The organism is Cohaesibacter haloalkalitolerans (assembly GCF_003574655.1).
GTDB lineage: Bacteria > Pseudomonadota > Alphaproteobacteria > Rhizobiales > Cohaesibacteraceae > Cohaesibacter > Cohaesibacter haloalkalitolerans.
In genome coordinates this window covers 227,879-241,721 of the sequence record NZ_QNUM01000005.1, presented here as the reverse complement: position 1 = coordinate 241,721, position 13,843 = coordinate 227,879, and the positions used below count along the sequence as shown (strand labels likewise).

General features: G+C 60.1%; 14 protein-coding genes. 2 read left to right on the top strand and 12 right to left on the bottom strand.

What is annotated here, in order from left to right; genetic code table 11:
- Positions 1–27 precede the first annotated feature (27 nt).
- On the bottom strand, positions 28–813 hold the full coding sequence (locus DSL70_RS14225; protein ID WP_119308607.1) for a cobalt-precorrin-6A reductase: 786 nt from the start codon (positions 811–813) through the stop codon (positions 28–30).
- Entirely contained in the window at positions 810–1,943 is a 1,134-nt protein-coding gene (locus tag DSL70_RS14220) for a cobalt-precorrin-5B (C(1))-methyltransferase (RefSeq protein WP_119308606.1), read from the bottom strand. The genes DSL70_RS14225 and DSL70_RS14220 overlap by 4 nt, the downstream gene beginning before the upstream one ends.
- Before the next feature lie 64 nt (positions 1,944–2,007).
- Between DSL70_RS14220 and cobA the strand changes: the two genes are divergently transcribed.
- Together cobA and DSL70_RS14210 are read left to right on the top strand one after the other, a co-directional pair.
- Positions 2,008–2,865: a uroporphyrinogen-III C-methyltransferase gene (cobA, locus tag DSL70_RS14215; RefSeq protein WP_119308605.1), complete on the top strand. Its 858-nt coding sequence runs from the start codon at positions 2,008–2,010 to the stop codon at positions 2,863–2,865.
- 13 nt (positions 2,866–2,878) lie between these two features.
- Positions 2,879–4,210 carry a cobyrinic acid a,c-diamide synthase CobB gene (locus tag DSL70_RS14210; RefSeq protein WP_119308604.1) on the top strand — a complete coding sequence of 444 codons (1,332 nt, stop codon included), beginning with the start codon at positions 2,879–2,881 and terminating at the stop codon, positions 4,208–4,210.
- A gap of 19 nt (positions 4,211–4,229) precedes the next feature.
- Here DSL70_RS14210 and cobM read toward each other — a convergent pair whose 3' ends face one another.
- From cobM to cbiM, 10 genes are all read right to left on the bottom strand, one after another.
- A complete protein-coding gene (gene cobM, locus DSL70_RS14205; protein ID WP_119308603.1) occupies positions 4,230–5,006 on the bottom strand; it encodes a precorrin-4 C(11)-methyltransferase in 777 nt (258 codons plus the stop codon).
- Entirely contained in the window at positions 5,003–6,865 is a 1,863-nt protein-coding gene (gene cobJ, locus DSL70_RS14200) for a precorrin-3B C(17)-methyltransferase (protein ID WP_119308602.1), read from the bottom strand. Before cobJ ends, cobM begins: the two co-directional genes overlap by 4 nt.
- Positions 6,853–7,572 carry a precorrin-2 C(20)-methyltransferase gene (gene cobI / locus DSL70_RS14195; protein WP_119308601.1) on the bottom strand — a complete coding sequence of 240 codons (720 nt, stop codon included), beginning with the start codon at positions 7,570–7,572 and terminating at the stop codon, positions 6,853–6,855. The genes cobJ and cobI overlap by 13 nt, the downstream gene beginning before the upstream one ends.
- An 8-nt stretch (positions 7,573–7,580) precedes the next feature.
- Entirely contained in the window at positions 7,581–8,846 is a 1,266-nt protein-coding gene (gene cbiE / locus DSL70_RS14190) for a precorrin-6y C5,15-methyltransferase (decarboxylating) subunit CbiE (RefSeq protein ID WP_119308600.1), read from the bottom strand.
- Between the two features lie 17 nt (positions 8,847–8,863).
- On the bottom strand, positions 8,864–9,544 hold the full coding sequence (locus tag DSL70_RS14185; protein WP_119308599.1) for a precorrin-8X methylmutase: 681 nt from the start codon (positions 9,542–9,544) through the stop codon (positions 8,864–8,866).
- 59 nt (positions 9,545–9,603) lie between these two features.
- Entirely contained in the window at positions 9,604–10,803 is a 1,200-nt protein-coding gene (locus DSL70_RS14180) for a sirohydrochlorin chelatase (RefSeq protein ID WP_119308598.1), read from the bottom strand.
- A 232-nt stretch (positions 10,804–11,035) separates the two neighbouring features.
- Positions 11,036–11,683 carry an energy-coupling factor ABC transporter ATP-binding protein gene (locus DSL70_RS14175; protein ID WP_119308597.1) on the bottom strand — a complete coding sequence of 216 codons (648 nt, stop codon included), beginning with the start codon at positions 11,681–11,683 and terminating at the stop codon, positions 11,036–11,038.
- The gene (gene cbiQ, locus DSL70_RS14170; RefSeq protein WP_119308596.1) at positions 11,667–12,488 is read right to left on the bottom strand and encodes a cobalt ECF transporter T component CbiQ; all 822 of its coding nucleotides are present in this window, start codon (positions 12,486–12,488) and stop codon (positions 11,667–11,669) included. The genes DSL70_RS14175 and cbiQ overlap by 17 nt, the downstream gene beginning before the upstream one ends.
- Positions 12,485–13,195, bottom strand: a complete 711-nt coding sequence (locus DSL70_RS14165; protein ID WP_205563269.1) for a cobalt ABC transporter permease — start codon at positions 13,193–13,195, stop codon at positions 12,485–12,487. The genes cbiQ and DSL70_RS14165 overlap by 4 nt, the downstream gene beginning before the upstream one ends.
- Positions 13,192–13,827 carry a cobalt transporter CbiM gene (gene cbiM / locus DSL70_RS14160; protein ID WP_119308595.1) on the bottom strand — a complete coding sequence of 212 codons (636 nt, stop codon included), beginning with the start codon at positions 13,825–13,827 and terminating at the stop codon, positions 13,192–13,194. Before cbiM ends, DSL70_RS14165 begins: the two co-directional genes overlap by 4 nt.
- Between the last annotated feature and the right edge of the window lie 16 nt (positions 13,828–13,843).

Here is a 13,843-nt window from a genome sequence, read left to right as displayed (position 1 = left end):
TGAAAGTATGTTTGGGCGGGCGGCGGGTCAGTGCGCTTCCGGTGCGTGATCGATCCAGGTCAGAACGGCTTCCAGCTCGCTGAATTCAGGGCAATCGGGAAGCGTCGGGCGCTTGACCATGATGACGGGTATGTGCAGCTCCCGTGCAGCGAGAATCTTGTAGGATGCCTTGCCGGAGCCGGAGTTCTTGGTCACCAGATAGTCGATGTCATATTCCTGAAACAGGGTCATTTCCTCTTCCATCGACCGTCCGGGCATGCCCTGAATGAAAGTTGCGGAATGGAACAGATGCTCCTCGGCCTCGGCGATGGAGCGGATCACAAACCTGCAATCCTTACGGCTCGCAAAGGGCGCGATGGATTGGCGACCGACGGACAGGAACACGGTCACGCCCGAAGGCAAGGCAGCGGCAGCATCGGAAAGCCGGTCAACGACCGTCCAGCTGTCATCGGGAGTTTCGGTCCATTCATGCCGAACATAGCGGGCCAGCGGAACGGCACCCGCTTTCGACGCTTCGATGGCGTTGCGCGAAATGACTGTTGCATAGGGGTGGGTCGCATCGATCAGCAAATCGATGTCATGCTCTTCCATATAGTGCCGCAACCCTTCGGGGCCACCAAAGCCCCCCATGCGAAACTGGAAATGGTCGCTGTCAAACCCCATGCGACTGCGCAGCACTTCCTCGGCCTTGCTGCCGAGCACACCGGCCAGCGAATAGGTGACGTCGTGCTCCGTCGACTTGATCAGGGTTTCCAGCAACTCTCTGGCCTCGGCTGTGCCACCCAGAAGGAGAATATGGCGCGGTTTCGTCATGGAGCAGGCTCCAGTTGGTCGTAGGTGAGAATCTCGGACTGCCCGAGCAGTGTACCATCCCTCGCAATTACGACAATATCGAGAGCAATGGTGCAAGGCCCGAGAATTCCGAAAGCAGCGCGTTGTGCTTCGGATGCCACAAGGGGAACGATGCTGATCCCGACGGCATCGCAAAGCTGCAGGACGGCGAGAGCCGTGTTGGCCTGTCTTGCCTGTGCCACCAGCTCCACATCGCCACCGAGCGAGGCAATCCTGTCGGCCAGCCAGTCGAAGTCGACCTGACTGCGGCCCGAGTGCAAATCCATGTGACCTTGCGCCAGCTTTGTCAGCTTGGCAAAACCGCCGCCGATGGTCACACGCGCCACCGGATTGCGGCGCAGATATTTCAGCATGCCACCGACAAAATCGCCCATGTCGATCATGGCATAGTCCGGCAGATCAAAGAGGCTGCGCACGGTCTTTTCCGACGTGGAACCAGTACAGCCTGCCACATGCCCCTGCCCTTCGGCGCGGGCTACATCGATGCCGCGCTGGATGGAATGGATCCAGGCCGAACAGGAAAAGGGCACGACAATCCCCGTGGTCCCCAGTATGGACAGGCCACCGACGATCCCGAGCCGCGGGTTCCATGTGTGTTTGGCCAGCTTCTCGCCATTGCGCACAGAGATGGTAATGTCGACATCAGGTGCAAAGCCATGTTCGGCGGCCAACGTCTGCACTACTTCGCGCATCAATTGGCGCGGCACGGGGTTGATGGCAGGCTCACCAACAGCAACGGGCAGTCCGGGCCGGGTCACCATACCCACGCCCTCACCGGCAAAGAAGCGCACGCCAGCCCCTTCCGGGCCAAAACAAACCCTGGACAGAATGAGTGCACCGTGAGTCACATCGGGATCGTCACCGGCATCCTTGATGATTCCGGCCTCCGCATAATCTTCCGCCAGCGTCTCGCAATCGAGCACGAATGAAGGCTCCTGACCCTTGGGCAAAACAATCGAAACGGGGTCCGGGAAGTGCGATGTAACCAGAGCGTTCAACGCCGCTTTCGTTGCGGCAGTTGCACAGGCTCCAGTTGTCCAACCGCGCCTCAAATTTCCCTCATTCGGTGCTTTTTCAGTGTAATCTGTCATGTACTTAGGTATATAGTGGAGCACATCCAGACGCTACATCAAAACAGCCAGAGACTTCAGTTAAATGCAGAATTCCACGACCCCGGATCCCTACAGCCAAATCCTCTTTGATGGACTGCCCGCGTTCGAACCGGGCTGGGTCTGGCTGGTTGGTGGCGGGCCGGGAGATCGCGGTCTTCTCACCCTTCATGCGGTCAATGCCTTGCGACAGGCCGATGCGATTGTTTATGACGCTCTGGTCGATGAGGCGCTATTGTCCTTTGCGCGTCCCGACGTGATTGTCGAGTTTGCAGGCAAGCGTGGTGGTCGCCCCTCCTCCAAGCAGAAGGATATCAACCTGCGCCTGATCGAACTGGCAAAGGAAGGCAAGCGGGTGTTGCGCTTCAAGGGTGGCGATCCATTCATTTTCGGGCGCGGCGGCGAGGAAGCCCTGCAGCTGGTCGAGGCAGGTGTCCCTTTCCGTGTGGTTCCCGGCATCACGGCGGGAATCGGCGGGCTGTGCTATGCAGGCATTCCGGCCACCCACCGGGACATCAACCAGTCCGTCACCTTCCTTACCGGCCATGATCATACCGGCGAAATGCCAACCGCCCTCAACTGGGATGGCATCGCCAAGGGCTCGCAGGTGATTGTCATGTATATGGCCATGAAGCATCTGCACGGCATTACCAAGAAACTGCTCGACGCAGGACGCGACCCGGAAGAAGGCGCTGCGGTCATCTGCAATGCGACCACTCCGCAACAGGAAGTGCTGACCTCGACGCTTGCCCATATTGCGGACGATGCACTCAACTCGAGCATGAAGCCTCCGGCGATTGTCGTGATCGGCAATGTGGTCAAGTTGCGCGATGGTCTCGACTGGCTCGGCTTTGCCACCGAGGGCAAGCGTCTTGTCTCCGACCCTCTTCACAGCAAATCCTGATGCGTGACGCCTGATGTCCATTGCCACCGACAAGCCCAGAGGCCTGATTCTTGCGGCCAGCAGCTCCAATGCAGGCAAGACCACCCTTTCTCTGGGGCTGCAACGTCTCCTCGTGCGGCGCGGGCTGGCCATTGCCCCGGCAAAATGCGGCCCGGATTATATCGACCCGGCTTTTCATGCAGTGGCGTCCGGTCGCGCCTCGATCAATCTAGACCCATGGGCCATGACCACCGAAGACCTCACCACGCGGGCGACCACCCAAGCGCTGACGGCGGACCTGCTGTTTGTCGAAGGCGTGATGGGGTTGTTCGATGGGACCGTCAATGGGCAGGGGTCCACTGCGACGCTCGCACAGGCTCTCGGGCTGCCGGTTATCCTTGTCCTTGACGTCAAGGGACAGGCCCAGACCGCAGCGGCTATTGCCAAGGGCATCAGTTCCTACGACCCGAATGTCACGATTGGCGGCGTTCTGCTCAACCGTGTCGGCTCAGCGGCGCACGAACATTTGCTCCGCGAGGCATTTGCTTCTCTTGATCTGCCGATTGTCGGCGCCGTGCGCGGGTCCGACCAGTTGCAGCTGCCTTCCCGCCATCTCGGGCTTGTCCAGGCGGCCGAACACGATGCGCTTGATGGCATGATCGACCGGATCGCTGATCATATGGCACCGGATGTTGACCTCGATGGCATTCTCGGCATTGCGTCAGAGGTCACACCCAATCAAGACGGAGCAGCTCCGCTCCAGCGTCTGGCTCCCCTCGGCCAGCGCATTGCCATTGCCCGCGACGAGGCCTTCAGTTTCATCTATCCCCATCTCCTCAATGACTGGCGAGATCAGGGGGCTGAGTTGTCATTCTTCTCTCCCCTTGCGGATGAGGCTCCCGCCGAAGAGGCCGATGCCATCTATCTTCCGGGCGGCTATCCGGAATTGCATCTTGAGCGGCTTGCCTCTGCCCATGCTTTCCGGGACGCCATGCAAACGGCTGCCGCAAAAAGCGTGCTGATGTTCGGGGAATGCGGTGGCTATATGACCCTTGGGCGCTCGCTCATTTCCGCTGATGGGGTCGAAGTGCCGATGCTTGGTCTGTTGCCGGTCACCACCAGCTTTGCCAATACCAAACTGTCGCTTGGCTATCGCAAGCTCTCGCATCGATCGGCTTTGCCATGGGGGGGCGAGCTTGCCGCCCATGAGTTCCACTATGCCACCATCCAGTCGATGGACGAGGCCGAGCCGCTTTTTGCAGCCCGGACCGCCGCTGACAGGGAGCTGCCATCAATGGGGCAACGGGTCGGATCCGTTCACGGCTCCTTTGCCCATATCATCGCCCCATTGAAAACCACTTATTGAGGAGAGAGGCGTTTGCCTCTCAGCCCTTCTTGCTTGCCTTTTTCGGCAGACGCAGGATGTGTTCGAAGTCCGCGTCATAGAGCTTTGACTCCTCGAAGTCCTGAGCCCCGAGCGCCGGTCCCACCAGAATGAGCGCGGTACGGGTCAGCTTGGACGCGCGGATCTTCTCCTTGAGCGTGCCAAGCGTTGCCCGGATGAACATCTGGTCCGGCCAACCGACCCGGTAGGCGATGATGGCCGGGCAGTCCTCACCATAATGCGGGATCAGTTCCCGCTCGATATGGGCAGCATTGCGGACCGAGAGATGGATTGCCATGGTCGCGCCGGACTGGCCGAGAATATCAAGGCTTTCCCGTTCCGGCATAGAGGAGGACTTCATGGCGGTGCGGGTGAGGATGATGCTCTGGGCAATGCCGGGGATGGTCAACTCGGTGCCAAGCGCTGCCGCTGCCGCAGCAAAGGCCGGAACGCCGGGCACGACCTCATAGGGAATGGCCAGCGCATTGAGCCGCCGCATCTGTTCGGCAATAGCGCCATAGATCGACGGGTCACCCGAATGCACCCGTGCCACGTCCTTGCCTTCGGCATGAGCCTGTTTGATGTCCTCGATAATTTCATCAAGGTTCATTGCGGCGGTGTCCTTGACCAGCGCACCTTCGGGGGCTTCGGCGACCGTTGCCTCGGGCACAAGCGAGCCTGCGTAGAGACAGACCGGGCAGCGCTGGATGAGTTTCAGCCCGCGTACGGTGATAAGGTCCGGCGCTCCCGGGCCGGCTCCGATAAAATAGACAGTCATTCCCTGTTCTCTCCGTCAATTCTCTTTGCATATCCGCGCGGGGTGTAGGCCATCCAGCCGTCATCGCCAACCGTGCGATCACCCGACCGCAAAGCCCGTGACTGGGAAGACCCGACTAACACCACCGTCAGCATGTCGACTTCCTCGATGTCCAGTGTTTCGAGGGTCCGAATTTTCAGCTCTTCATCAGGGCGGCCAAGGTTGGAGGCCAGCAGAACCGGCGTTGTGCCCGGGCGCTGAGTAAGCAGGATTTCCTTTGCCCGCAGCAGCTGGGTCCGGCGTTTCATCGATACAGGGTTGTAGAAGGCAATGACGAAGTCACCGTCTGTTGCCGACCGCACCCGCTGTTCGATGGTTTCCCATGGCGTCAGCAGATCCGACAACGAGATGGTGCAGAAATCGTGGCCCAGCAAGGCCCCGAACCGGGCGGAAGCGGCCTGCAACGCCGAGATTCCCGGCACATGGGTGAGCGCCGCCCGCTTGGCAGCATCGGATACGCCGCCATTGTCTGCATCGCGGTCCAGCAATTCCATGACCAGCGCGCCCATGGCATAGATGCCACCATCGCCCGAGCAGATCAGCGCCACGTCATGGCCCTTGCCAGCTTCTTCCAGCGCATAGCGGCAACGATCCTTCTCGCTGCCCATGGGGAAATCGCACCGGCGTTCGTCGTCGGCCATCGGACCGAGCAGATCGAGATAGAATTTATAGCCGACCAGCTTTTCAGCCTGCGCGATGAAGTTCGTCGCCTGCGGTGTGCGCCAATAAGGCGTACCGGGACCAATGCCGATGACAGCCAGCGAGCCACGTTTCTTGCCCGGCAGCTGAGCTGTGAACGGGCGTGGAGAAAGCCCAATGGCGCAGGTGGCCTTGTCGGATTTGACCTTGGCCACCAGCAGCGCCCCTTCAGCGCCCACCGCAGCAAGAGCCGCCCCTTCGGCCACACCATGGCAGCCGACTTCGGCAAAGACCACTTCGGACGGTGTCTTCAAACGACCCTTCTGGGCTTCAAGGTCTTCTGCCGTAAAGAACCGGGCGGGAACCCCGAAGTGGGCCGCTGCGGCGTGAATGGCAGCTTCGTCCATCTTTACATCAATGGATGCCAAAAGACCGATGGCTTCCGGGGCAAGGCTGTTGTTGGCAAGAACCGTCTCTATATGGCCGATGAGATCAGCCGCCGCGATGCCACGTTCACAGCCGACGCCGACCACCAGCTTTTGCGGACTATAGGTAAGGCTTGTTGCGGCGCTTTCCTCCGGCACAGGAGCAAAGCTTGCCTGAAGGCTGATGGGAGCCTGGTCGGCGCGTGCCAGATCGCTGCCATCAAGCCAGCCCAGATCGGAGGAAACCGACACCGCCTCCCCGTCCACGATCCGCGCCATGACGGCAGCGGCCTTTCTGGCATGTTGCAGCTTCCAGCCCTTGGGTGGATTATCGAGCGCCAGCTGATAGCGGCAATCCCCGGCAGTGGTCACGGCCGCATGCGCCTTGAGGGCTTCGGCCAGCAGACGGGCCAGATCATTGGCGCCGTGATGACCGCCCAAAAGCGGCACAACGGAGGAGCCATCTCGGGCAACGGCCAGCACCGGTGGCTCGTCGAACTTGCTATCGAGCAGCGGTGCCAGAGCACGAATGATGATGCCGCTGGCGTAGAGCGCGACGATTGCCCGCCGCTCGGCAAAAAGCCCCTTGAGATGGGCAAGACTGTCGGCAAACGCGACATCGAAGCCCTCGATTTCGCCCTTGCCGTGCAGCTCTACAGGGTGTCCGGCGCGTTTGAGGACTTCCCTGATGGAGACAGCCAGCCCGCTGGCAGCTGCGCTCGGGCAGACAACCGTAACGGGGATCAGTTTTTCCATGCTTCATCTCCGTCATAGATCAGGATCATCGAGAAATAGGGTGCTGTGGCTTCGACCAGTTCGGCCAGCGGCAGGGCCTTTTCATTGGCAAGAGTTGCCCGCTCGACATAGCCTGCGCGTGCCATCAGGCCGAGCCGATCAATGAGAGCCCGCAGGCGCGGCAAATGACGCCCGACCTTCATGATGGCAAAGGAACCGCCAAGCGACAGGCGCGCTTCCAGTTCTTCGTCAGACATCGGCCCGGCCAGCACCGTCAACACGTCATTGCGGCTCACGAGCGGCTGTTTGAGGCGACAGGCGCAGGCTACAATGGAGGTAACCCCGGGGATGATCTCCGTTGCGAACTCACCGGCCAGCCGGTCATAGAGATACATGAAGGTGCCATAGAAGAAAGGGTCGCCCTCGCAGAGGAACACCACGTCGTGACCCGCCTCCAGCTCGGCGCGGACGTCCACAGCGCCAATATCATAGGCGTCCTGTGCGGCCTTGCGCTCGGGGCGCATGGGAACGGCAATGGGGATTTCCCTCGTGCCTTCGGCGATATGCTCACGGGCAATGTCGCGGGCAAAGCTGTCGCCGCCTTCCGGCGCCGGATAGGCGATGACGGCTGCATTGCGGATCAGTCGGGCGGCCTTCAGGGTCAGCAGCTCGGGATCGCCGGGGCCGACGCCAACCCCGTAAAGGGTGCCTTTTGTCGTCTTGTTCATTGGCTCTTTCATTGGCTCTTGGTCTCGTTCTTGTCTTTGGCGGCTTTGGTGAAAGCCCATTGCGTAACCGGCATGGAAGATTTCCAGCCGAAATAGGGTCCGACGGGGGCGGCCTTGGAGATCGCCAGTCTGGTCAGCTCGCCACCATGGGCCTCGAAGCACTCCATGAGCAGGCGTTCGGAACCAAGGGTGACGGCATGGGCGACCAGTCGGCCGCCGGGTTTGAGGCGCGCAAGGCAAAAGTCAACAACCTGCGGGGACAGGCCGCCGCCAATGAAGACAGCGTCCGGTGCCTCCTCGCCTTCAAGCCCTTCCGGTGCCGTGGCGGCGATGAGCTTGAGGGACGGAACCCCGAGGAAGGCAGCGTTGTGTTTGGCAAGCGCCCGACGCTTTTCCTGCGGCTCGATGCCGATGGCGCGACAGGAACGATGGCAGCGCAGCCATTCGATGGCGACAGAGCCGCAACCGGTTCCGACATCCCACAAGAGCGCGCCGGGATGGGGCATCAGCTTGGCCAGGGCACTGGCGCGGATGTCCTGTTTGGTCATCTTGCCGTCATGCTCGAAAGCATCGTCAGGCAGGCCCGGCTGCTGCGAGAACCAGCGGTCGAGATGATCTGGCAGCGCAATCGCCAGCACGTTGAGATCGGCGAAATAATGATCTTCCCTGCCGATTGCCAATGTCTGGGCATCCATGGCCACGATGCGTTCCTTGTCGCAGCCCAGACGCTCCAGCACAGTCAGCTCCGCGTCATGGATACCACGGGCGCAGAGATGCTCTGCCGCCTCTCTGGGTGAGGCTCCATCGCGGGAAAGCACCAAGAGCCGCGCTCCGGGCAGATAGTGGGGCATCAGCGTCTGGATGCTGCGACCATGAATGGTCAGCTTGGCCGTCTTGTCGAGTGCCCAGCCTAACCGGCTGGCGGCAAGGCTGAACGACCCAGGATAAGGCAGGATGCGCATGTCTGCACGGGAGAAGCGTTGCGCCAGCGTGCCGCCAATGCCGAAATACATCGGATCACCGCTGGCCAGCACAACGACATTCTGACCGCGCAAGGATTCCAGTTCTTCGAAGGTATGGGCAAAGGGCTTCGGCCAGCCCTTGCGGAGCGCGTTGGCCGTGAGGTCATCGGGCAGCATAGCCAGATGCCGTCGGCCACCATAGATCACATCAGCCTCGGCGAGGAGTTGCCACGCCAGATCGCCAAGGTCATCAACCCCGTTGGCACCGATGCCGATCACGCTGAGCCATGGGCTTGTCTGTTCTGTGTTCATGTGTCCTTTCCTCCCCGCTACATCGGTCTGTCGCTCTGGCCGAGCGCGGCGATGGCCAGAGCGTTGACCGCAGCGCTGGCCATCGGCGTTCCGCCCCGGCGACCAAGCATGGCGATATAGTCAAGACCCAACTCGGTCGCCTCATCGACAAGCGCCTGTTTTGACTCTGCAGCACCGACAAAGCCGACCGGGAAACCCAGCACCAGCGCCGGACGGCCTGCGCCCTCCCGTACCATCTCCAAAAGACGGAACAACGCCGTGGGTGCATTGCCAATGGCGACGATTGCGCCTTCCAGATGCGGCCGCCAGAGTTCCATGGCAGCGGCGGAGCGCGTCGTCTCCATCTTCTCCGCGATGAGCGCGACTTCAGGGTCGGTGAGGGTCACCAAAATCCGGTTGGCAGCGAGGGTTTCCCCTTCGGCAAAGAAGCGCTGCGAAATGCCACCCGCTACCATTCTCGTATCCACAAGAATGGTCGTTCCCCGCCTCAACGCAGCAATGCCCGCATCGGCCGCATCCGGCGAAAAGCGCATGTCGGCGACGAGATCGGTCATGCCGACAGAGTGCATGAGACGGACCGCGACGGGTTCCATTGCCTGAGGCAAGGTGGCCAGCGCATCGCCAGCCTCCTGCCGGATGATATTGAAGGAACTGGCATAGATCGCCGCCGGATCCTTCTCGTAGTTATAGAAGGTCATCTGTTTCCATCCACCCTGATCCGGGCGCGCCAAGGACCGGGCCTCGGCTCGCGGAAGGATCAGTCCTTTTTGTACATGCTCTTGGGACCAAGCGGATGATCGGCCTGCGGATATGGATGGTGATGATGATCGTGTCCATCCCCATGAGAGTGACCATGGTCGTGACCGTGATGATGGTCGTGCTCATGATCGTGGTGGTGATGGTCGTGATCATGATCGTGAGAGTGTCCATGATCATGGCCGTGACCATGGGAGTGAACCTGGCCGTGGCCATGATCATGGTGGGAATGCTCCGACGAAGGGTGATGCTTGAGACATTCGTTGGTGCATTTGTTATCTTCGCAATATTCGCAGTCCTTGGTGTCCACCCCTTCCACATGGTGGTGGTGGCTTTCCTGCCTGAGGCCGACCTCGGCCTCGAACCCCAGAACCTGCGCACGGTATTTGCACATCTGGCAGTTCATGTTGTTGGTTCCCTCAAGGATTTCGGCAACGCGATCCTCAAAGGTTTCAATAACGTAGTCCTGATCGTTGAGGTAACCGGCCTTGGCGAACTGGATGTCGGGATGGCGTGCGGCAACTTCATCGGTGAAATTGTAGATGCGGCGGACAAGAATGCCGGTGAAGAGGAAATACGGGAACACGATGATGCGCTTGTAGCCAAGCTTGGCGGCATGTTCGAGGCCCGGCTCGACCAGCGGGAAAGTGACGCCCGAATAGCAGACTTCACCCCAGCCAAAGCCCATGCCTTCCCAGAGCATCCGCATCAGCTTGTTGACGTTGGAGTTGGCATCCGGATCGGAGGCACCGCGGCCAACGACCATCAGCAGCGTATCGGTGATGGCAACCTCGCCTTGCTCGGCGTCGGCGGCATCCATTGCTTCCCTGATGCGGGCACCGGCGGCCTTGATCATCTTGAGGTCAAGGCCGAGTTCGCGGCCATATTCGATGGTTATACCCGGTGTCTTGGCCTGATAGGCATTCAGAACGGAGGGAATGTCATTTTTGGCATGACCGGCTGCAAACAACATGCCCGGCACGGCCAGAATGCGGGTGCAGCCCTGAGCCACGAGATTATCGAGCCCTCGGGACAGCACCGGGTTGGCGAATTCGAGATAGCCATAGTCGACGGGCCAATCGGGGAACCGTGGCCGCAGCCGTTCCGCCAGCTTTGCAAACTGGTCCACAGCCTCCTTGTTGCGGCTGCCATGGCCGCAAATCATCAGGCCTAGTTTTTCTTGCTTGTCGGAACTGGTCATTCTGGTCCCCTGTGGTTCTTTCATCTGGAGCCGCTCGGGCTCGCTGGTTGATCATCAGCAGGGCAAAAGACCATGGCCATGGAAGCCGGAAGTCTCTTTTCGTCCTGCAGGTCAGTCTTGGCCTCCGGATTGGATCTGCCGCACTGACGTGGTTTTCAGCTTCCGTCATGGGGAAGCGCTGCATAGTCTGTCTTATCCGGCCGCGTCAAAGCCACCGGTCGGGAATGGTCGGTCAACTGATCCGGCCACTCTCCATGGTTATGGTCCTTGTCACGACCTGCTCACGGAAGGCCCTGTCGTGGCTGACAATGATCATGGCCTGTGGCAGGGACTGCAAGATCGTCACAAGGCGGTTCCGCGTGTCTTCATCGAGATCATTGGTCGGCTCATCCAACAGCAGGATATCCGGCTTCATGGCCATCACGGTGGCCAGCGCCACCAGCCTTTTCTGGCCGCCGGACAGGCGATGGGTGATGCTGTCCTTGAGCGCCGTCAGATTGAGCAGTGCCAGCGTTTCCTCGACAATCGTGCGCGCATCAGCCCGACTGTAGCCCAGGTTGAGCGGACCGAAGGCAACGTCTTCCTCCACCGTCGGGCAGAACAGCTGATCATCCGGATCCTGAAACACCAGCCCCACCCGCCGCCGCAACAGGCGGAAATCCTCTTCGGTCTCGAAGCCGCGCCCGAAAGCAGAGATGGTTCCAGCCTCGGCCTTGTAGAGACCAACGAGCAGGTGTAACAGCGTGCTTTTGCCTGCGCCGTTCACCCCCACCAGCCCCAACCGTTCGTCGGCCCTCAGGGTCAGCGAGACGCCATCAAGGCAGCGCTCCCGGCCAAGATAGGCATATCCCAGTTCGTTTGTCTCAAGCAGCACCGACATGCATAACCTCCAGTGCCATGAGAGACAGGATGAACAGGAAGGACAACAGCGCGAAGGCACAATCCTTCCGCGTCAGCGAAAACTCCTTCAGCAGATGGAACTGGCCGTTGAAACCCCGGCATTTCATCGCCATCAGAATGCGCTCGGAGCGTTCGAAGGAACGGATGAGCAGCATGCCCACCAGATAGCCGACACTCTTGTAGGTGTGCAGGCTGTTGCTTGGCGCAAAGGCGCGGCATTTCATGGCGGTCCGCAAACGCTTGTATTCGGTGTGCAGCACTTCGATATAGCGCACAGTGAACAGCAGCAGATGCACCAGACGCTCGGGCACCCTGAGGCTTGCCAGAGCGTGACCAAAGGTAACCGCATCGATGGTCGCGATCAGCGGCAGGGTCGCCATGACAATGGCATTGGCCCTCAGCAGGATGACAACCGCCTGCAACAACCCTTCATAGCTGGCGGGCCAACCGAACAGGCTGAACAGCTCGGTGCCCGACGTCGTGAAAGGCAGCATGACGAGCAGCAGGATTATGAAGCTGTCAACCGTCATCACGCGCTTGATTGTCGGCAGAAAGGGAAGCTGTGCCTGTAGCAGCAGAAACAGAGACGCACAAAGAGAGGCGACCAAAAGAGGCAGTTGGTCCAGTTGCACCACACAGATCGAGAAGACCAGAACCGTGATGATCCGGACGCGGGGATCCAGCTCGCGGATCCACATGCGCCGCGAGAACAGCACCGTTTCCGCCTGTTCAGCATCCGAGGTCAGAGTGCGAGCTCTGCCTGCTTCTTCCAGCAGATCACTCATGCAGCTTCCTTTTCCTGACCCACGTGTTTCTTGCGATCCCTTACCGCAGCAACATAGAAACCGATGCCGAACAGACCACAAATATATCCGATACCGCCGAGAATTGCCTGCAGGTCATTCTTCTCCATATATTCGGAGACGACCTTGCGCAGTGGCTTGATCTCGTTGCGCATTTGCGTTGCGATTTCCGGTTTGAAGGCTTCAAGCTGCTGGCCCACCTCGGCCGCGATCAGCTTCTGCAACATCGCCGGGTCAAGTCCCACGGCGACAGACGAGGCTGAGCCTTCCGGCGTACCAACATTGGTGGGAGCCATTTGCGCCACCACGTCGTTGACGGCATCAGCCGCCGCAGCGCTCCTTTCGTCGCCACCGATGCCCTCAGGCAGTTCATCCAATCCCATGTGATAGGTGGCAACATGCCCTGCCCCGAGATTGGCCCGAAACGTCAGCGGTATCCTTTTGGTCGGCGTGTAACGGAAGATGCCATCGTCATCGGTTTTGGTCGAAGCCAGAATGTTGCCATCGTCGTCAAGGATGTCGACGTCGGTCTCGATGGCCATGTCGCCGTTGGAGAAGCCGATCTCGCCTTCGATGTCAGCCCCGTCGGCATAGGCGGATACGATCACCTTGTGGGCCGATGCCGGAGCGGCAAAGGCGCAGGCAACCACGAGCATCAAGCCTGCCAGAGTTTTTCCAAACTGTCTCATTTCACGTTCCTTTCCCTGCTCGTCTGGCTCATGACATGGAGCAACTCGGGCTTCACCTTGAAAATCAGATAGATCGCGGCTGCCGACAGCAGCCCCTCGATGATCATGACCGGGATATGCGCCAGAAATACCAGCTTGGCCTGAGCAACGAAATTGTAGCCCGACAAGGCCAGCGACAGCGCCACACAAAGCGTTGTCAGGGCAATGGCCATGGCTCCCGCAACGCCACCGGCAAGAGCCGCTGAGCGTGCGCCGCAGGCCCTTACGATGAGGGGGTGGACCATCAGGCCAACCAGCACCGCAGGTGCCGCGATGTTGAAGGTATTGACGCCCAGCACAGAGATGCCGCCAAAGGCGAAGAAGACCGCCTGCAGCAGCAACCCGACAAACAGGGCAGGAAAGGCAGCCCAGCCGAGAATAATCCCGGCAAGGCCATTGAGAATGAGATGCACACTGGAAAAGCCCAGCGGCACATGAATGAGAGACGCGACAAAGAATGTTGCGCTGAGCACACCCGCAGCGGGGATCAGCTCCATTTCCAGCTTGCGCAAGCCCATGACGAGGCCGCAGGCACTGAGCACAGCCCCCGCTATCACGACCTCACTGGACAAGGCTCCATCGACAATATGCATGTTAGGTCCTCCCGAC